Annotated in this window: 22 protein-coding genes; 18 read left to right on the top strand and 4 right to left on the bottom strand. The window is 42.7% G+C overall.

The window, feature by feature from the left end:
- Positions 1-274 precede the first annotated feature (274 nt).
- The 7 genes from M3636_RS12225 (at position 275) to M3636_RS12255 (ending at position 5,061) form a co-directional block, all read left to right on the top strand.
- On the top strand, positions 275-712 hold the full coding sequence (locus tag M3636_RS12225) for a hypothetical protein (protein WP_251382711.1): 438 nt from the start codon (positions 275-277) through the stop codon (positions 710-712).
- 33 nt (positions 713-745) lie between these two features.
- On the top strand, positions 746-1,258 hold the full coding sequence (locus M3636_RS12230; protein ID WP_251382712.1) for a hypothetical protein: 513 nt from the start codon (positions 746-748) through the stop codon (positions 1,256-1,258).
- Between the two features lie 423 nt (positions 1,259-1,681).
- The gene (locus tag M3636_RS12235; RefSeq protein ID WP_251382713.1) at positions 1,682-2,155 is read left to right on the top strand and encodes an NUDIX domain-containing protein; all 474 of its coding nucleotides are present in this window, start codon (positions 1,682-1,684) and stop codon (positions 2,153-2,155) included.
- Between the two features lie 959 nt (positions 2,156-3,114).
- Positions 3,115-3,573, top strand: coding sequence for a DUF2262 domain-containing protein (locus M3636_RS12240; RefSeq protein WP_251382714.1), 459 nt, complete (start codon positions 3,115-3,117; stop codon positions 3,571-3,573).
- A 46-nt stretch (positions 3,574-3,619) separates the two neighbouring features.
- A complete protein-coding gene (locus M3636_RS12245) occupies positions 3,620-4,012 on the top strand; it encodes a hypothetical protein (protein WP_251382715.1) in 393 nt (130 codons plus the stop codon).
- 13 nt (positions 4,013-4,025) lie between these two features.
- Positions 4,026-4,463, top strand: a complete 438-nt coding sequence (locus tag M3636_RS12250) for a hypothetical protein (protein WP_251382716.1) — start codon at positions 4,026-4,028, stop codon at positions 4,461-4,463.
- Between the two features lie 106 nt (positions 4,464-4,569).
- Positions 4,570-5,061, top strand: a complete 492-nt coding sequence (locus M3636_RS12255) for a hypothetical protein (protein WP_251382717.1) — start codon at positions 4,570-4,572, stop codon at positions 5,059-5,061.
- Between the two features lie 150 nt (positions 5,062-5,211).
- On the opposite strand, the gene M3636_RS12260 is transcribed toward M3636_RS12255, so the two are convergent.
- The 3 genes from M3636_RS12260 to M3636_RS12270 are packed head-to-tail and all read right to left on the bottom strand — an operon-like array spanning position 5,212 to position 8,356.
- The gene (locus M3636_RS12260; RefSeq protein WP_251382718.1) at positions 5,212-6,282 is read right to left on the bottom strand and encodes an ABC transporter substrate-binding protein; all 1,071 of its coding nucleotides are present in this window, start codon (positions 6,280-6,282) and stop codon (positions 5,212-5,214) included.
- Between the two features lie 23 nt (positions 6,283-6,305).
- Positions 6,306-7,310 (bottom strand): FecCD family ABC transporter permease, encoded by a 1,005-nt coding sequence (locus M3636_RS12265; protein WP_251382719.1) that lies wholly within the window; start codon positions 7,308-7,310, stop codon positions 6,306-6,308.
- The gene (locus tag M3636_RS12270) at positions 7,307-8,356 is read right to left on the bottom strand and encodes a FecCD family ABC transporter permease (RefSeq protein WP_251382720.1); all 1,050 of its coding nucleotides are present in this window, start codon (positions 8,354-8,356) and stop codon (positions 7,307-7,309) included. Before M3636_RS12270 ends, M3636_RS12265 begins: the two co-directional genes overlap by 4 nt.
- 165 nt (positions 8,357-8,521) lie before the next feature.
- On the opposite strand from M3636_RS12270, the gene M3636_RS12275 reads away from it, so the two are divergent.
- The 9 genes from M3636_RS12275 to M3636_RS12315 all read left to right on the top strand — a co-directional run bounded on the left by M3636_RS12275 (position 8,522) and on the right by M3636_RS12315 (position 15,432).
- Positions 8,522-9,202 carry a response regulator transcription factor gene (locus M3636_RS12275; RefSeq protein ID WP_251382721.1) on the top strand — a complete coding sequence of 227 codons (681 nt, stop codon included), beginning with the start codon at positions 8,522-8,524 and terminating at the stop codon, positions 9,200-9,202.
- Entirely contained in the window at positions 9,199-10,974 is a 1,776-nt protein-coding gene (locus tag M3636_RS12280) for a sensor histidine kinase (protein ID WP_251382722.1), read from the top strand. Before M3636_RS12275 ends, M3636_RS12280 begins: the two co-directional genes overlap by 4 nt.
- A 115-nt stretch (positions 10,975-11,089) precedes the next feature.
- A complete protein-coding gene (locus M3636_RS12285) occupies positions 11,090-11,698 on the top strand; it encodes a hypothetical protein (protein ID WP_251382723.1) in 609 nt (202 codons plus the stop codon).
- A gap of 42 nt (positions 11,699-11,740) precedes the next feature.
- Positions 11,741-12,310 carry a GNAT family N-acetyltransferase gene (locus M3636_RS12290; protein ID WP_483311517.1) on the top strand — a complete coding sequence of 190 codons (570 nt, stop codon included), beginning with the start codon at positions 11,741-11,743 and terminating at the stop codon, positions 12,308-12,310.
- 18 nt (positions 12,311-12,328) lie between these two features.
- Positions 12,329-12,856 carry a hypothetical protein gene (locus tag M3636_RS12295; protein WP_251382725.1) on the top strand — a complete coding sequence of 176 codons (528 nt, stop codon included), beginning with the start codon at positions 12,329-12,331 and terminating at the stop codon, positions 12,854-12,856.
- Between the two features lie 30 nt (positions 12,857-12,886).
- Positions 12,887-13,252 carry a hypothetical protein gene (locus M3636_RS12300; RefSeq protein WP_251382726.1) on the top strand — a complete coding sequence of 122 codons (366 nt, stop codon included), beginning with the start codon at positions 12,887-12,889 and terminating at the stop codon, positions 13,250-13,252.
- A gap of 21 nt (positions 13,253-13,273) precedes the next feature.
- Positions 13,274-13,792 (top strand): GNAT family N-acetyltransferase, encoded by a 519-nt coding sequence (locus tag M3636_RS12305; RefSeq protein WP_251382727.1) that lies wholly within the window; start codon positions 13,274-13,276, stop codon positions 13,790-13,792.
- Positions 13,793-13,869: 77 nt separating this feature from the next.
- Positions 13,870-14,241 (top strand): hypothetical protein, encoded by a 372-nt coding sequence (locus tag M3636_RS12310; protein WP_251383064.1) that lies wholly within the window; start codon positions 13,870-13,872, stop codon positions 14,239-14,241.
- A gap of 141 nt (positions 14,242-14,382) precedes the next feature.
- Positions 14,383-15,432 carry a glycine-rich domain-containing protein gene (locus M3636_RS12315; protein ID WP_251382728.1) on the top strand — a complete coding sequence of 350 codons (1,050 nt, stop codon included), beginning with the start codon at positions 14,383-14,385 and terminating at the stop codon, positions 15,430-15,432.
- Positions 15,433-15,543: 111 nt separating this feature from the next.
- On the opposite strand, the gene M3636_RS12320 is transcribed toward M3636_RS12315, so the two are convergent.
- Complete coding sequence (locus M3636_RS12320) at positions 15,544-16,512, bottom strand: cation diffusion facilitator family transporter (RefSeq protein WP_128100961.1); 969 nt, start codon at positions 16,510-16,512, stop codon at positions 15,544-15,546.
- Between the two features lie 366 nt (positions 16,513-16,878).
- Here M3636_RS12320 and M3636_RS12325 point away from each other — a divergent pair, with 366 nt between their 5' ends.
- A complete protein-coding gene (locus tag M3636_RS12325) occupies positions 16,879-17,406 on the top strand; it encodes a hypothetical protein (protein ID WP_128100962.1) in 528 nt (175 codons plus the stop codon).
- Between the two features lie 79 nt (positions 17,407-17,485).
- On the top strand, positions 17,486-18,493 hold the full coding sequence (locus tag M3636_RS12330) for an aminoglycoside phosphotransferase family protein (protein ID WP_251382729.1): 1,008 nt from the start codon (positions 17,486-17,488) through the stop codon (positions 18,491-18,493).
- Positions 18,494-18,515 lie beyond the last annotated feature (22 nt).

Here is an 18,515-nt window from a genome sequence, read left to right on the forward strand (position 1 = left end):
CATCCACTTATTTCGGCTGAATCCCATATTTGACGCTGAGATGCCATCAGGCATCCTTCGTAATCAAAAGCGAACTTTTTGAACAACCTCTTATAGAAGCAACAAAACAAAGTTCCGAATAACCTCCTCTCCTCGCAATGAGAATGAGGTTTTTTTGGCTTTTAATTACATTTATATAACAGCCAAAAACCACTAATATATCCTTATTATCTCAAACGCGGAGAGTGTGGTAAGATGCTATTAAGATGAGATGATCAGTTAGAGGGGGATAACGATGAGTTATTTGACTGTCTATCCGAGAGCCAAGTTGATGTTAGTATGCATGCTGATTCTTGGATTTTATATGGGTAGAAATTTTTACACTAGCGGCGATGGTTTCTATAAATATACTGCCTTATGTATTATGGCTTTCGCTGTACTTAATGTGGTGATTCTAATCCGTCGTGTATTTTCGCCCAAGCCGAGCATTACTCTATGCGAAGATTATGTGATATCGACCAAAAACAAGAGGTATGACGTCTCCCAAATCGAGTGTGTCTATATGAATTACAAGCGAATTGGTATTAAGCTTCATGGTCGTAGACTCGTTCCTTCGGATCTATGTTTTTATTTTGAATCTAGCCAAGAGAACGCAGGGTTAGAAGAGTTAGAGGAATGGGCAGCACGGAACCAAAAAGAGGTGAAACACAAGTTTTTCCAAACCTTCACGTAGACCTGTGCGTCTAAATATAGGGAGGATTTTCTAATGAAGACATTTGAACAATTGCTAACAAGTGATTGGTATCAGGCCGTTATAGCAGAATTGCTTCAACTTAAACCTCACATCAAATTTGTCGAGCATGGCAGCTATGAAGCGAGCTTATTAATGGATGCTTTTAAGGAACGGAAGTATGTGCTTGAAGGGTTTGGGGCTTCTCTGCCAACAGAAGAAGAATGCATTCGGTGGTTGCTGGAGCAATACAACAATGACAAGGATAACATCATCGCGTTTGTGGTGGCTCGGATCACGTTTAGTGAAGAATTAGATGATGATCCAGACGGGGAATTTCCTGAGGGCGAGGAGCTTGATGAAGGTGATCGTTCTGAAGTTGTTGAGATTCTAGGTTTTGCGAGGTCGGTCATAGCGAGTATGATCATCGAATATGATTTTGTCAAAAATCATCCTAATCAATTAACCGCTTATTATAAACGGACACGAATTCCAGGTGCAGCACAATTTTCGTCACAGATTAAGAAGGTGTATGCCTGCCTGAACTGATTGTTCGTTGTAAGGATTTTCTGGTAGAAATAGAGTAGGGCATATTGAATGCGATCTGTTTAGAAAAATTGAGATAAGCATTCATGTGCAATCACAGATATATAGTTTTAGTTAGTAAGGAGTTGTACTTGTATGGGATTGTTCGGTGTTCTAATAGTATTATTATTGAGCTTTTTTGCGTTTCTCATCATTGCCTTTGTTATACGTTATGCCATAGATTCATCCCAAACGTCAAGAAGACTTGATGTTCTAATTAAAGAAGTCAGGTACTTAAGAGCTGAAGTGAAAAGACAGAATCAAGGTAATTCAGATGACAACAACCATATTATTAATAAAAAAGTGTAGTACCTTTTCAGATCGCTAAGTAAATGATGTGGCAATTGGACGTAAGTACCGTTATAACCAGAGGGGGATTTTAAGAATATGGGCATGTCTGACTATTACCAAAATCTAAGAGACAAGATTGGCAACCAGCTTATTTTTATGCCAGGTGTGGCTGGGATTATTCGTAATGAGAAAGGGGAGATATTGTTTGGTCGTAAGCATAAGGAGTCGACTTGGGGATTGATTGCCGGAGCTATTGAACTAGGTGAGATACCAGCTCAAGCGATGGTTAGAGAGGCGATGGAAGAGACGGGGCTTGTGATCGAACCAGAGAAAATCATTGGGGTTTACGGTGGTGAAGATCAACGGTTTACCTATGCGAACGGCCATCAGGTTGAATACATAACGATTATTTTTGAATGTCGAATTGAATCTGGACAACTTTCTCCCGATAATGACGAAATGAAAGAGCTTCAATTTTTCCCTACACATCAGCTTCCTCCCATGGTAAACAAGTATCCAGATTATATATTTAGTTCCCAGCAGGAAGAGCGGGCGCATTTTGATAAATAAAAGATTAATGGATCTGTATCCTTATAAAATGAAAATGATCGAGATGGAATGGGACAGCAGTACATTTGGTTATTTATCCATTCCAATGTTTATCATGGGTGTGATCGTTTACTTTTTTCCAGACATTTTATATAGGTGCTTCGTCTTCTTGAGATACAGACGTATTAAACCCAATGCGGAATTTGAGGATAACCCACCGAGTGACGATATTCCAAGTTGGATAGAAGTGTTATTAAAAATATGCGGAAGCGTTATGATGATCCTGGGAATTGTATGGTTTTGGTTTTCGGAAGAGTTTTATGCATTTTGGTTTTGAGCAATAAATGAGAACAACGAGAGAGGAAGAGCTATTCTGAGAAGTTCCAAATATACACCATATTACAGTTACATTGGTATTGCTTTCTTTATTCTAACCCTGATTGTCAATTTGAGCTTCAAATGTGGTACAACTTCGGATGAGGGCGTGCTGTTTCTCTTGTCTGTTTCAAATGCGGTATTATTGATGTTTACGTTGCTCTGGGCAGTATTCGGAATCATTGAGTTGCACTTGATCTTGAAAACAAAGAACAGGCTTCAATCCCGACTACGTCATGGTAGGATCAGTACAGAGGAGTATAGGGTCAGCCAGAAAAGTATTAAGTTCAGCCTCGCTATAGGGATAAGTTATCTGGTTATGATCGTCATTCAAATTGGCTACGTCATTCTGAACTGGGATGAAATTAACATCTAGGGAGCAATGTAGTGAGAGTTTTTTTAAGTGTTCCTTATTGGGCTAAGAGCATGGAACAATTTGTACCCAGGAGAGAATAAAATGAATAATCAATGCAAATCAACAATGTACTGAGTTCTTTCAATCCAAAATCAATCATACGTTGGACTTCACCAAGTATAGGTACGGATTACACGCTGGTTGTTAATTCAGATAAATACATATGATAGAAAAAGAAAGGTAGTCATTCATGCAAAAGGTAATTCATAGTAAAATAATGGGTTCGTTTAAGTATGACGAGCAATTTAATACATACGAGCATACGGAAGGGAAAGTGTATTATACGTTAAGGCTTGAGCAAGATTGCGCGAATGTAGACGAGTTAATGAGCAGAGCAGAGAAGATATTCTGTGAGACTGCGGAATTTGAAAACAAGGCTAAGGCACAAGTAGCACATCACTTAATCGATTATAAAAATGATTTTTGGCCCGAATATGATGAGGATGATGAAAACTTAAATTGGGATGATGTTGATGCTGGCAAATATGACGTGTCTATTGAAGACTTTGTAAAAGCTATTATACTGCTCGATATTGAGATTCGGAAGAATCAGATCTACTGTGAGTTCTCGGACGGAGACCTATTTGGTGGGCATCGTATCCATGCAGGGTTTGATTATGAGTATCGTTTGATCCAAGCAGATGTGTAGCTGTGTAATAGATAATTAGATTCATAGAGAAGGGGTGAACATCGAGATGGAGAATGGGATCTTTGAGCATATCGCGTTCCAATCTAATTTAACATTAGAGGAGTTCACGAAAAGCTTAAGTGCATTAATTGATACTGATGCCTTCCAGTTTGATTTTGAAAATGAAAATAATTGGAGCTGGGCGTATGATGAAGACCAGATAGAAGTAAATATATCTAAGCCATTTAAAGAAGGAACTCTGCAAGAATGGGATGACACCGTGCCTGAAGGCTGCAACTTTGGTGTTTCTTTACGTACCAGTAATACGAAAGAACTTCGTCAAAGTGATACATTTTATGAACTCTTCGTACTGGGGAATTTAATTCCGAAATATATCAAAATGATCGAAATGATCATAGGCGGTAAAGCTTATTATCATAGAGGGAAATATAAAAAGTAGGGTAGGTGAACCCATGGGATACGATTTTAGAGGAATAGTCACATCACTTGATGTTATGAAACGATTAAAGGACAAGTATACGAGCGCTAAGGTCATCCCGTTATACAATGGATTAATCGTTATCCCCCTAACAGATGAGCTATATGACGAGATTAATAAGAATCAAGGTACAACCATACCTAACTATGAGTATTTGACGGATATCATTAGTTCCTATTGTAGAGAAATCTCTAAGCTCGGCTTGGTCGCTTATATTGAAGCTGAATATTTCGGAGGAACAGGCTCACAGAATGCAATGGTATGGGACTCCAGTCAGGTTATTTTCGAGGAGACGTTAAGTCAGTCTGCAATCAACCGATCACTTGAAATTTTAGGAGTATGCAAATTACAGGGCAAAGACGAGTTTGATACTGTAGGTTTAGGTAGGCATCGCGATACAGAAGATTGGTAAAGTAAAGAATGGTGAATGATGATGAACATCTATGGTCGTATCAAAAAAGCGAGCTCGTAAGAGAAGGGATTATCTAGGTTACTTAGAATGAGGTGATTAGGTTTACATGGAGATTTCATACCATACGATAGATGTATTGAAACGGAGATACACAGGTACGAGTCAGTTTTACTTTTCGTTGTTTAGACATACTAAGCCTATGGATTTTGCATTACATACAGAGAAAACGTACTTGTTGAAATGCCTTCTTTCCAGTGAAGAATTCATGGAAGAGTATGCTGACTTTTTTCCAATTAACGAGGATGTGTTGGATCAAGCAATGGTGCTAAATCGCTATGAGTTGGAAGGTTCGCTAATCAGTATGTTTCTCCAAGGCACATGTACAGAGCCCATTGTAACTGATGAGATTGAGGCAAGGAAACTATCACAGGCACTGCTCTCAGATCTGAGAGTTGAATTGGATCAATGGGTTGTCTTTAAGTTAGGAAATCCAGGTTGGTCCAAAGCTTCAATGGAGGCAACATTATCCTGCTTCTATATTGTGTTTTACGCAGCACACAGATGTTGGTTCATATTGGGGTTCGAGGATGTTTATTAGATATATGGCATTACGAGATAGATAAAACGAAAGTTTGATTGAATATAACAAAAAAAGCCCACGGTGGACATCTTGTGAGTTAGAAATTTCACTACCCTATCCACAAGCTATATTCCACCGTGAGTTACTTTACATATGTGTGTGACTGTATTACTTCGTAAAGAATGGCAAAGCCTCTTTCAAGACTTCTGCTCCAGACAACGGACCTTTACCTAATGCCCATACTTCGTCATTCACAACCAGCACATGGTTGTTTTTCACCGCATTGATCGTTTGGAAAGTGCTGTTACCCATCCATTTATCAAGGTCGGCCTGAGCGCCGTATATTACCAGATAATCTGGGTTTTCCTGTACTAGTGTCTCCAGATCAACATCGGCAACATCAATTTTACCTGGTGTTTGCTGCTGACTGGATTTGGTTTCATCGAAGCTATATTCTGCCCCCATTTTCTCTAGCAGTGTAGCGATATAGGATGTTTTCATCCAGATATAAAAGTTCTTCTCCAGCACTTTCACTACCATAACTTTAGGAGTGCCGGTAATTTGGGAATGCGTTTGTTCTATATTCGAATTGAACTCACTCATCACCTGATCGTGCTCTTTGTCTTTACCGAGTAATGTTCCGAGCACAGCAAAGTTCTGCTCCATATCACCATAACCGTTGGTGTAGAGGGCGATGGTTGGTGCGATCTTTTCTAGATCATCACGAATCGCTCCATGGACATCAGCATTCGCAATAATGAGATCAGGTTTGAGGGAAGAGATGACCTCCAGATTAGGCTGCTGATGATTGCCTACGAAGGTATAGTCCGTCACTTTGTCTTTCAGATATCCAAGCACCTCTGCATTGTAAGAGCCAGCGATGCCAACGGGTGTAATCCCCAGTGAAACTAACTCATCTGTAAAGGAGAAGTGCAGTGTCACAATTTTTTGTGGTGAACGAGATAATGTAGTGTCTCCCCACGCATTTTTGACGACATAGGAACCATCGGAATTCGAAGTAATGGACGGTGCATTAGTTGCACTGTCTTCACTTGAGCTTTGATCTGTGTTTGCATCGGAAGCAGAAGTCGTCTCGTTATTGTCTGTATCAGCAGTATTGGTAGTTTGCCCCTGATCCGCTGTCCCGCCTGCGGTGTTTCCCGCTGTCTGTCCCCCACAGCCGGCGAGAACCAGTGTCATGATTAAGATGAAGCTCCAGAATAGTGATTTACGGTTCATTAGGTGTTTTTCCTCCATATAAGTTATTTTTTCTGTCCTTGCTTGATGATTAGATATACAAAATAAGGTGCACCAATAAGTGACGTGATGATGCCGACGGGAATCTCCATCGGTGGTACAATGACACGACCTAGAAGATCGCCGAGCATGACAAGTAACGCACCCAAAGCTGCGGTAAAAGGTAGGGAACGGATGAAGTTCTCCCCGGTCAATTTATGGGACAGATGCGGAATGATCAGTCCAACAAAGCTGAGATTACCCGAGATGCTGGCAGCACTTGCGGATAATGCCAATGCCACGAGTAGCAGTAATGTCCGGACGGTACGTACGCGGGTGCCTAATGACACAAGTATCGACTCATCCAGCTTCAACACATTCAGATATCGCACAAGCAGCAAGGCGGCGATTAGTCCAGCTACCGTCCATGGCCATAATAGCTCGGCGTGTTGAAGATTACGTGCGTAAAGGCTGCCTTTGAGCCAGACGAGTGCCTGACTGGAGCTCATGGCGTATTTGACAATTAACATTTTGATGATGGCTTGCAGAGCCGCACTCACAGCGATCCCCACTAGCGCCAGTCGAATCATGGAGTTGCCTTGACGCCGATAAGCCAAAAGGAAAATAAGTACACTTGCTGCTGCGGAACCTGCCATCGAGTAGACTGGAAGCCAGATCGCTGGCGTTAAAGGTGCAAGCAGAATAATAAGCACGGTTACAAGCCCACCACCTGCCGTCGCGCCAATGACATCGGGTGAAGCAAGTGGGTTACGAAGCACGGTTTGCAGAATAGCTCCTGCCACAGAAGCAGAAACACCTACAAGTAGGGCGCAGAGTACACGCGGCAACCGAAGCTCATAGATGGTGCCGGCTTGTGCGCGAAACTGGTTAGCAATCTCGCCAAAGGTAACCGGTGTAGCCCCGAAGCGAAGTGACAGGATAAAGACAACAACGATCATCACGAGTACGGTAGCCATTAGAAGAGAGTAACGACCTTTGCTACGGAAAGATATAATCTTCATATTGCTCATCCGTTCTTCCTCCCACGCATACGCATCAGGACAATGAAGAAGGGAGCTCCAATGAATGCAGTGATAAGTCCAACAGGCGATTCAATCGGGTAGAACAACATTCGTCCAACGAGATCAGCGTATACCAGCAGAACGCTGCCCGTAAGTGCTGCGAGTGGCAGAATGATACGGTAATCTATACCTACCAATGTACGAACGATATGTACGGCCATTAGACCGATGAATCCAATCGGACCGCATATGGCTGTTGCTGCACCTACCAGTACGATAATCGCAATCATAATCCCGCTGCGAACAACAGTGAGTCGCTGTCCCACAGAGATGGCTGTGTCCTCACCCATCGATAACACGTTTAACTGAGCGGCAAATAAACAGCAAACGATGCTCATAGGAGCAAGCGTGAACAGAGAGAATATGACGTCATCCCAGGACATACCTGATAGATCACCCGCCATCCAGCGAAGAAGCTGATACAGATCCGTATCATGGAAGATGATGAGGGTAGTTGTCATCGAGCTGAAGAACAGACTGTTTACAAGCCCTGTCAACACCACACTACTGGAACTGAAACGACTGCGCACACTGAGCAAATAGATGATCATACCGCTTAGTGCTGTCCCAAGCATGGAGGCTGTAACTGTAAAAAATCGAAACGTCTGAAATTGCAGCAAGACCAGCAGTACAGCAATCGCCATATTGGCGCCCTGATTAATGCCCATGACCTCAGGATCAGCCAGATCATTAGACGTTAACGACTGTAGCAGGCAACCAGCAATGCCAAGTGCCGCTCCGACTAGAACTGCTGAGATGATGCGTGGCAGACGTATTGTCATGACCGAGCGCAGCAGTGATTCGTTATCATACCAGCCGAACCAGTTGAACAGAATGGGATCTTTGCGGCTGGACTGCAAATGAAATATCATGGCTAAGTAACAACCACACAGAAGTAGCACGATCAAAGTCAGGTAGATCCATACCCGTTTCGATAGACCCCAGCGTTTTTGAGCAGGAGAGGAATGAGATGTGCTATGAATTGAGAGAGACATGCTGGAACACCTTCATCTCCTTTTCAACGTTCAATTTTAATGAAAATGATTATCATTGTTGCTATAATACATTACAGTTGTGTGATTCATGTGTTTTTAGTGGCAGTTCAAAACGTCCACATGCTAAACCGTACATTTTGAACATGCACTTTTAGGAGGAGTATTGTGAGACGTTCCGTTTTAATAATAGAAGATGAGGAATCCATTCGCGAACTGGTCAGCGATTATTTCACGCAATCCTCTTGGCAAGTAATCGAAGTGGCCAACGGGGAAGAGGCACTGGAGTTATTCGAGACTCGTCCAGTTGATCTCGTCATTGTGGATCTGATGATTCCGAAAGTGAGTGGCTGGAATGTGTGTAAGCAGATACGCTCACAATCCACGGTGCCCATTATCATCCTGACTGCCAAATCCGAGGAGGAGAACAAGCTGCTTGGTTTTGAACTGGGAGCGGATGATTATGTGACCAAACCCTTCAGTCCAAGAGTGCTGGTTGCTCGTGCAGAGACGCTGATGAAACGTGTGGAGCACACGGTGGGTCAGGAGGATCCGATGATTTCTTTTGGAAATACGGTCATTTACGAGAGAAAACGTCTTGTGGAGATTAACGGTCAGCCTATTGAGCTGTCTTATAAAGAGTATGATGTGCTGCTGCATTTGCTGAAAAATAAGAACTTTCCGTTAACGCGTGAACATCTGTTAAATCAGGTGTGGGGCGTGGACTATTTTGGTGACCCTCGTGTCGTGGATACACATATCAAAAATCTACGCAAAAAGCTCGATGCAGACGCTCGTTACATTCGCACGGTGTTTCGCATCGGTTACAAATTTGAGGTTGAGTCATGAAGCCAAGAGGCATTGTATTTAAGCTGTTTGTGGCGAACCTGGTATTCTATATCGTCTTCTTCGCGGCAGTTGTGGCGGGGCATTTCTGGTTCTTCGAACGTTTCTACCAGCATGAGCGTACGACTGAACTCGGGAAAAAGTTAGCCTCCTTCGCTTCGGATTACACCCAGCAGAAATGGCCTGCTGAGAAGACGCCAACCGTTATGGGCAGCTTCATTACGCAAAATCATGTGCAAATGGCGATTCTGGATACAGACGGAGAGGTTCGTTACGATAACCCGTTCCGCATTCAACTGAGTACAGACGCAGGGCAGCCGTTATCCATTGCAGTCTCCTTTTTTCCGGATATGTCCGCATTGGCGGCATATGGCTTGCAGCCTGGCGATCGCATAACGGTACAGGGAGAGTATTATGTGGAGCAAGGGCATTCGTTATTCTCTCCCTATGTCATTCGTAAGAATGGCTCGCCTGCGGTAGGATCACTGCCGTATAATGCGAATCGAGAAGGCGTTATCGAGGTGAGCGGAACGATTGATTCTCTATTGTTGCCAGCACCCGGACAGTGGAATAACAGAGAAGGCATTATGGCTGCTGCGCTTAAGGTGTGGTTTCCTCTGCCAACAGAGTATAACGAGCAGGTGAACCGGGGAGAAGCATTTCATATGGAGTGGAAGGAACCCATTAGCGGGGTACATAATCTCGTGTTTGTCCAGCCCATCTTGCGTGATGGGAAGGTGACCGAGTATCTTTTTGCACTAACACCGTTAACCCAGCTGGGCGAGGCATTTGGCGCACTTGAGGTATATTATGCCTTTTTCAGTATTACCGGGGGATTGCTGCTTATTGTGGTTCTTTCGTTCTTATTCTCCAAAATGGTCTCACGTCCGCTATTACAGCTGAACCGAAACGCGGCACGTATGGCGAAGCTTGATTTCACTGCGATCTCTTCTATTGAAAGTAAAGACGAACTGGGCAGTCTGTCAGAGAGCCTGGTCAGCCTCTCTTCGAATCTGGATCGCACACTGAAGGAGCTTCAATTGACGAATGAGAAGCTCGTCCTGGAGATGGAATACAAAAGTAAGATGGAAGAGCTGCAAAAGCGCTTTGTTTCCGATGCATCTCATGAGCTCAAGACACCGATTAGTGTTGTGAAGGGGTATGCCGAAGGGCTTCTGGACCAGATCGCCGAAAATAAAAGAGAGCGATACATCCGTACCATTTTACGAGAAGCGGATCGCATGGAGAAATTAGTGCTAGACATGTTGGAGCTTACTCGGCTGGAAGCCGGAGCAGTGAAGTTACATGGTGAGTTATTCTCGGTGAATCAACTTGCATTAGAGTCCATGGAGAAGATGGAGCAGCTTGCGAAGGCGAAGCGCATGGAGATTCAAATTCAGGGAGATCGGAATGTGCATGCTTGGGGAGACCCCGAGAAAATCGAACAGGTACTCCTGAACTATCTCAGTAATGCCATTCATAACGGTACCGAAGGAAGCCAAATTCAGATTCTCATCCAGCATGATGTACAGAAGCAGAATGTCTGTGTTTCGGTAGAAAATGAGGGGCCGACCATTGCAGAGCATGAATTATCTCTGATCTGGGATCGTTTCTATCGGGAAGAGGACGCTCGCAGTCGCCAGGCAGGGGGAACCGGTTTGGGATTATCCATTGTGAAGGAAATTATACAACTGCACCAGCAATCGTACGGGGTTGTGAATACGCCTAATGGAGTCAGATTTTATTTTACATTAGATGTTCCATTGGAGGGGTGAGCTTATTAAAGTACAGAACTATAAAATCGTACCAACACCTAATGACACGTTCCAATTATATGTTAATGGTCAATTGATCACTCAAAATCTGTACGATCTGGGCGCAGAACTCAATATGATTCAAATTGATGTGTGTGAACATTGTTTTTACCCCGGATGCTCGGATTCGGGATATGTAGAGGTTCTGGATCTCGGTGAATATGTTGTTTGGAAAGAACCACTCCGTAATCAATATTCATCTTTGAACCGAGAATTTATGGCGGCCTCGGGCATTCGATATGGAAGTATATTTTGGAGTCGAGAATTATACACGGCATTGCAGCAAGAGATCCAATCCTTAGGAAGAACAGTACATGTGGATGGAGAGCGTTATTTGATGAGTGAGGATGTCTATGATCTGTGGAGAATCAATGGTTCAAGATCATATTCACCAGAACGGCATGATACGTTTTCGCTCGCGACACTATTGGAGAACCAGATTGGGATGTACGCAGAAGATTTGACGGAAGAAGAATGCAGGGCTTGGTTTAATGAAGCGAAGAAACAGCGAACAGTGCCGAATCGTCAGGTCATTCGAGTTCAAGAAATCAATTATACCATGAAGAAAATCGTGATGATGTTCGACCAACCTGTATACAGAGAATGGGATTGCTTATATATTGATGGGAGCGCGTTGTATTACAATGTGGGAGAAGGTGTCGTTGCGAGTATTGCAACGAATTAGTGTCATATTGGGTGTGTGATCAAGTTATAAGGAGGAATGCCTGTGGAATTAAGACCAATCATATCGATAACGATGGATGAATTTGCTCAGCTCGGTCATTTTGGATATGTATCCACGCGTAAATTAGAATGTTCAAGAGAAGAGACGGAGATACCTTACTCTTACACGGTACGACTCCATCTCATTGATGTAGATCCGCCGTATGTGAAGGAAGAAATGAATGATGAAGAGGATCTGAAGCGATATAACCAGCTTGTTACATTAGGTTATTCGTATGGGGTGTATGTCGATCAGAAGTTAGTAGCGCTTGCGATTGCTGAGCCTCAATACTGGAATAATACGTTGTTAATCTGGCATCTTCAGGTTCATGAGCGCCATCAGCGGAAAGGGTACGGCAAGATTCTTATCGATAAGATGGCCGACTTGGCTAGAGACAACGGGTTACGAGCGGTGACGGTTGAGACGCAAAATACCAATGTAGCCGCAGTACAGTTCTATATGCAATGCGGATTTCAGATCGAAGGATTTGACCTCTCGCTATACTCCAATAACGATACAAGAAGTGAAGAGGTCGCACTGTATATGCGCAGGAAGATTCCACAGCATGAATAACTAGAAGGAGTTGCAACGTTGAAGAGGTACGATAAGGGAAGAGTAAGACTGAAATGGTACGAATACACCATTATTCATTCATTTAGCTTGATATTACTAGTGCTATTCTTGAGTTTAATAAGTGTAGAACCAAATGAACTCCAAGGTTTCATTGAGTTGTTCGTTCAGGTCAACATCACCGGGGCATTAGCCATCGCCGCACTTGTGGCGAGCATTGGTACCTTTAGATGGGATCATTATATCAAAGGATTAAAAGGGGAAGGCATGTTATCCAGTAACTATAGAAAAGCTTACATAAATAAGAATGCTAAAAATCCATTGTATCTCATTTTATTTATGATCAGTGCCTTTATTCTTCTAAGCATTGTGACGTTAATTGCCAGTGTGTTCCTTGGTGCAAGTGAAGTATCTATTCTCATGGTAAATATTAATATTGCACATGTGGTTAGATGGGCATGTCTTAGTCTGGTTGCAATCAACTTAGCCTTGAGCATTATTATGATTCAGTATTCACTGAAATATATGAAAGAGCTTCTCTATAGATAGAGGATAGCAATGAATTAGGAGCGAAGAAATATGGGACAGAAGCAGTTCTGGTTTTATATCAAACGAGAGATGACGGATTTTATCCAGGACGTTAACCTGTTCAGTGGCTTGGATGACTCTCATCGAGATTATGAAGACACATGGGAATGGTACGAATATGGCTCTAACGATCTGAGTAATGAAGAGGTGTATATCAATATCTCAAGAGAGCACAACGGGGGACAAGCTAGTTATGAATGTGCGGTCAGATTAAAGTATCATAACTCAGAGGTTGAGATTCATACAGTTGGACTAGGCATCTCAATAGAATTAGGTGTAAAAGTATATTATGGTCAAGTCGCCTATGAAGGCGGGAATCAGTATACATATCAAGAGGAGCTTAGTTGGGGACTATAAACAAAAGAGGAGGTAGTGAAGATGAGCAGTGTTACGCTAAAACAACTTTCGACCCAGGATCAAGCAGCCATGTTGGATCGTGAATTCGTTAATCATTTTCCATGGTATCGTTCGGGCAATTACTTTGCAAAGTGTTTGGAAGAGAATGTACAAGGAAAGCGAGTAACCTTAATGGCATTCCACAACGGGGGACTAGCGGGCGCTTGCCACCTGTTACATCACTCCGAGTATCCGTTTTTTAGTCATGAAAATATTCCGGAAATTAATGATCTCAACGTATTTCCTGAATTCAGAAGAAAGAAAATTGCCAGCGCATTACTCGATGAGATGGAGAAGATTGCAGCTCAAGATTACACACGTATTGGTCTCGGCGTAGGGTTATACCAAGATTATGGCAATGCCCAAATGATGTATACCAAGCGTGGCTATGTCATGGATGGGAAAGGGATCATGTATAACAATGTTCAAGTGGTACCTGGACAACCTGTGATGGTAGATGATGAATTATTGCTGTATTTAGTGAAGGACTTGGGCATATAGTGTTGTAAAAGGATTGCATTCTAGAGGCAACACCGTATTGTCTCTAGTCATCGGGGAGAGTGGCCGTATTGATTATCATGTCAGAGATCATATTTGCTATATTGATCGGTGTGGTCATTCTCTTCCAAGCTGCATTAGCTGCTGGTGTGCCATGGGGCGAATACGCAATGGGTGGAAAATTCCCCGGTCAATACCCCCGGTTTATGCGTATTATTTGTTTGTTTCAGATCGCCGTTCTAATTCTGATCGGTGTCATTGTTTTGAGTAAATCAGGTTTGCTATTGCCTGCATGGTCAGCGTTTGCAGATACGGCGATTTGGTTTATTATTGCCTACTTGGTGCTCGGCACGATAATGAATCTTATGACACCAAGTGTGTGGGAACGAAGAATCTGGACACCTGTAACCCTGCTACTTCTTATAACGAGTCTAGTCATTGCATTGTCATAAGATGATATGTAGCAATAACATAGCAACGATAACGCCCTGGCATGTATGCCAAAGGGCTCTTTTCATTGTTAATGATCCTCATTTATACTAAATGGAAGTTATGAATATACATAGAGAGAATCAGGAAGGGGAGACTGTATTGTGGTGTGGATCTTTTACTTTGGAGCAGCGATATTCATTATCATAGGCATTGTAGTAGGGCGTAAGATGAAAGGAAATCGTTCCATAAGAGGCCGAAGAAGACGTCGGAAGAACATGTACAGAAGTACCAATTTACCTCAGAATCTTGGATTACGCAAAGAGATTGCATATAACCAGACCATTCAGAGACTGGAAGCTAGCTTCCAAACACATTTCTATACACATTCTGAAGACAAACTGGAATTACGGCTGCAACAGGAGCATCCTTACATGAGCAAACTAGAGTATCAGTGGAAGCTGCTGGAGCTCAAGCGGTATTTCATTATGGCCTCACTGCTGAAGCAGGTGCCTATGTTCAGTGAACAGGTGGATCAGTTGTGGCATGAAATGCTGATGTTTACAAGATCGTACGCCGATTTTTGTGCAGAATTCATGGGTGCCATGGTACACCATGAGCCAGCAGTTACTCGCAGTGATACGCCAGGTGCGCGTGCTTGGTTTGACTGGGTGTATTGTCAGCTATTTGAATTCACTCCCTACAGCTCTGCGATCTGGGGTGATTTCTTCAGATATCCGTTATCTAGTGATGTACAGAGGCTGATTGTGAAGGGGGAACGTTCTGAACTGGTGAACCAGCTTTTCCATGCTAGGCGTACACAGGAGGAGCCTGAGACAGCGCAAGTGGTTTCTTATCTAATGGAACAGTTACAACGATCAGCCAACCTGAACGAGAAAGAGTTATCTCTTGGAACCTCAGGTTCAGGTACAAGTAATGTGGCTCTTCTCATGGCAAGTGCAATGGTATATTACTCCATACAAGATGAGTTAACGTATGAAATGCATATGGACAGTCTGGAACAAGACATGTTCCCGAGGGAGAAGGGGGCTTCGTCAAGTAGCGGTTGTTCGAGTAGTTCCAGTTGTTATGCAGATCATTCCAGCGATCATCACAGTCATTCTTCTGGAGATTCCGATTCCTCATCAGGTTCATCCTCAGACTCCTCTTGCAGTTCGTCCAGTTGCTCATCTTGTGGCGGTGGTGGAGATTAAGACACGGACTATGGAGCAGTGCGAATGCACGAATCAGCGAAAAAAAGGAAAGGGGCTATTCCCACTTGCGGGAATAGCCCCTTTTTTGAATGGACATGTTGGCTGTCCAATTTAATGATGATGGTGCGCATGCGCATCCGGTGCGTCGCCTTTTACGGTGCATAATACGGAACGATCATGCATGTGTTTCTCCGATTCAACCTGTAAAGTCACATGTTTAATTTCTTTATGCTCTAGCAGATGTTCAATCTTCTGAACCAACACTTCGGATGCATACACATCCATCTTGCCATCTACTACGATATGAGCGGTTAATGCGTTTAGATTGCTGGTAATCGACCATACATGTACATCATGTACACCTTGCACGCCGTCTACGTTTTGGATCGTTTGTACAAGGTCATTCAGATCTACATTCTTAGGTGTACCTTCCATGAGGATATGTAAAGATGATTTGGTAACGAAGAATCCACTTCGTAACACGAGTACAGCCACAATTACACTTGCTAATGGATCTGCCCAGCCCCAGCCGAAGAACATCATGAGCAGAGCTGCAGCAATAGCCCCAACAGAGCCGAGCATATCACTGATGACATGTAAGTATGCGCCGCGCATATTCAGATTTTTCTCCGTGTCACTGCCTCGCATCATAATCCAGGCAACCAGAATATTAATGAGCAATCCAATCGTACTGATAATCAGCATGCCTACGGTGGCTACTTCGGGTGGGTTAATGAAGCGACCAATGGCTTCGTAAAAGATATATAGGGAAATACCGATAAGGGTAATTCCATTCAGTGTAGCGGCTAGAATCTCAAAACGCCGATAACCGTAGGTTTTACCTGTGTTCACGGCTTTCTCACCAAATGTGAATGCTAACAAAGCAATTCCCAAGGCAATGGAGTCTGAGAGCATGTGGCCTGCATCTGATATTAATGCCAGGCTGTTTGTTATAAACCCACCAACGGCTTCAACGAACATATACAGGGTAATAATGATAAAGGAAACGAGCAGTACTTTCTTGTTGTTGGTGTCAGCATGAGTATGACCATGGTCGTGATTGTGATGATGTCCAGACATACGATGTTCTCTCCTTTTTGCATAAAGTGTCTCATTAAGAAGTGGGTAATGAAAATAAAAAAGTTATACTTACGAACTTATTATGAACATATGAGCAATCGTTCATATGATATGTTTTTATTATAAAAGCACCTCATATCAGTGTCAACCAGTTTCATTAGAAATATGAGTATAAAAATGTGTCAAGGTATACTCACAATCATTACATTTTATTTAACCTGAAGTTATTGAATGCAGTTGATTAAGCTTGTGGTATGATAAAATATAAAATAAGGGAAAAACATGAAAAAATGGCTTATCGTATCAGTACATAAAGAATCCTACTTGTATTATTAGAGGAAGAGAGCGGTTAAGTGGAGGACATGTATGCAAAATCAGACTAAGAAAATATTGATGTGGATTAATGTTATGTTGTTATGTGCAATATTAATTTGCATCTTAATCTATTTTATGAACAATAGTAGGCAATATAACGAGGGGAGTCCAGCAACAGCTGATTCTACAGCTGTGAACGATACCCTGTTGTCCCCAGATGAAGCTCCGTTAGAAGCGGAAGAAGTAAATATGATCGGAATGATTGAAACAAAAGATAGCAAGAACCTGGATATTTACATGAGTGCTTCAAGAAGCAATAACTTTGGGCAACTGCCATTCAAGCAAGATGAATCATTCAAAATGGATGTAACGAGTGAAAAAGTGAATGAACTTGAAATTGGACTTATGTCGATCTCCAGTGAGCAAATCTATAGTGAAATTGTTGCATCCGGAACAGGCAGCGTAGTTATCAAGGTATCTGAAAGTGGGATGTACCGAATTTATGTAAATAATCTATCGCCTGATTCTGTACAATTTAAGTTGAAATTAGGGAAGGCGATCGAGGGGCCGATAGATTAAGCGCTGGATTCTAGACTCGGCTTAGGCAGGGTGCTGTCTGTCTTTCTGTTAACGCTAACAATAGAGAGGTAGTTAACTCATGAATGAGATTCAGTATAATCTAAACTTTGAAAAATTGTGCAGTGAGTTAGCGCTTGGCGATGTAGTAGGAACGCCTACAGCCATCTCAGGAGGGTTATTACATAGGACTTATGCCGTAGTTACTAGTCTAAATAAGTATGCCGTGAAGGCACTCAATCCTCAAATTATGCTCAGACCTGAAGCGGTTACGAATTATATACAGTCGGAACGAATTGCGAATAAGCTAGCCGGCTCTATTGCTGCACAACCAGCTATGATCTTCAATGGTAATGCTGTGCACCGTATTGAAGGTCAATACTATCTCGTTTTTCAATGGATTGATGGGAAGACTCTACAGTCTAAGGATGTTACTTCGTTTTATTGTGAACAGATGGGTACGATTCTCGCACAGATACATCGGACGGATTGTTCTTCGGTAATTGATACAAGTCTTCAGCAAGCCCAACAACTAGAAATCGACTGGAACGGCTATATGAAACGAGGTCTGCACGAAAATATAGAGTGGGCTCCGCTATTGGAAAACCATGCGCACAAGCTCTATGAGTGGACGGCAAAGGCTAACATTGCTTCAACAATATTGAGCGTGGATCAGGTGGTCAGCCATCGGGATCTGGAGCCCAAAAATGTCATGTGGCGGCATAATAAACCTATTATTATTGATTGGGAATCGGCAGGATTGATTAATCCACTGCATGATCTCGTTGAAACTGCAATTTATTGGTCTGTGCTGGGTACGGGCAATGTCAGTCAAGTTAAATTCATGGCATTTGTCCATGCGTATCGGAAGCAAGCAGGTGAACAAAAGGCCGATTGGGGCATGGTGTTGAATCATGGTTATGAAGGTAAGTTAGCATGGCTGGAATATAGCTTGAAGCGATCCTTAAAGATTGAATGCACCGATCAAACAGAACAACAGCTGGGAACATCTCAAGTCATTGGAACGTTAGAAAGTCTGCAAAGGTACGAAAATATGAGTGCTGAGATTGAAGGCTGGCTGAATGCTTAATAATCTCTGGAGAGGGAGATGA

The organism is Paenibacillus sp. MER 99-2 (genome assembly GCF_023714095.1).
Taxonomy (GTDB): domain Bacteria; phylum Bacillota; class Bacilli; order Paenibacillales; family Paenibacillaceae; genus Paenibacillus.

What these genes read in the sequence shown, in the direction of transcription:
- M3636_RS12225 (WP_251382711.1), top strand. Translation starts at nt 275, where the DNA reads ATGAGTTATTTGACTGTCTATCCGAGAGCCAAGTTGATGTTAGTATGC.
- M3636_RS12230 (WP_251382712.1), top strand. Translation starts at nt 746, where the DNA reads ATGAAGACATTTGAACAATTGCTAACAAGTGATTGGTATCAGGCCGTT.
- M3636_RS12235 (WP_251382713.1), top strand. Translation starts at nt 1,682, where the DNA reads ATGGGCATGTCTGACTATTACCAAAATCTAAGAGACAAGATTGGCAAC.
- M3636_RS12240 (WP_251382714.1), top strand. Translation starts at nt 3,115, where the DNA reads ATGCAAAAGGTAATTCATAGTAAAATAATGGGTTCGTTTAAGTATGAC.
- M3636_RS12245 (WP_251382715.1), top strand. Translation starts at nt 3,620, where the DNA reads ATGGAGAATGGGATCTTTGAGCATATCGCGTTCCAATCTAATTTAACA.
- M3636_RS12250 (WP_251382716.1), top strand. Translation starts at nt 4,026, where the DNA reads ATGGGATACGATTTTAGAGGAATAGTCACATCACTTGATGTTATGAAA.
- M3636_RS12255 (WP_251382717.1), top strand. Translation starts at nt 4,570, where the DNA reads ATGGAGATTTCATACCATACGATAGATGTATTGAAACGGAGATACACA.
- M3636_RS12260 (WP_251382718.1), bottom strand. Translation starts at nt 6,282, where the DNA reads ATGAACCGTAAATCACTATTCTGGAGCTTCATCTTAATCATGACACTG.
- M3636_RS12265 (WP_251382719.1), bottom strand. Translation starts at nt 7,310, where the DNA reads ATGAGCAATATGAAGATTATATCTTTCCGTAGCAAAGGTCGTTACTCT.
- M3636_RS12270 (WP_251382720.1), bottom strand. Translation starts at nt 8,356, where the DNA reads ATGTCTCTCTCAATTCATAGCACATCTCATTCCTCTCCTGCTCAAAAA.
- M3636_RS12280 (WP_251382722.1), top strand. Translation starts at nt 9,199, where the DNA reads ATGAAGCCAAGAGGCATTGTATTTAAGCTGTTTGTGGCGAACCTGGTA.
- M3636_RS12285 (WP_251382723.1), top strand. Translation starts at nt 11,090, where the DNA reads ATGATTCAAATTGATGTGTGTGAACATTGTTTTTACCCCGGATGCTCG.
- M3636_RS12300 (WP_251382726.1), top strand. Translation starts at nt 12,887, where the DNA reads ATGGGACAGAAGCAGTTCTGGTTTTATATCAAACGAGAGATGACGGAT.
- M3636_RS12305 (WP_251382727.1), top strand. Translation starts at nt 13,274, where the DNA reads ATGAGCAGTGTTACGCTAAAACAACTTTCGACCCAGGATCAAGCAGCC.
- M3636_RS12310 (WP_251383064.1), top strand. Translation starts at nt 13,870, where the DNA reads ATGTCAGAGATCATATTTGCTATATTGATCGGTGTGGTCATTCTCTTC.
- M3636_RS12320 (WP_128100961.1), bottom strand. Translation starts at nt 16,512, where the DNA reads ATGTCTGGACATCATCACAATCACGACCATGGTCATACTCATGCTGAC.
- M3636_RS12325 (WP_128100962.1), top strand. Translation starts at nt 16,879, where the DNA reads ATGCAAAATCAGACTAAGAAAATATTGATGTGGATTAATGTTATGTTG.
- M3636_RS12330 (WP_251382729.1), top strand. Translation starts at nt 17,486, where the DNA reads ATGAATGAGATTCAGTATAATCTAAACTTTGAAAAATTGTGCAGTGAG.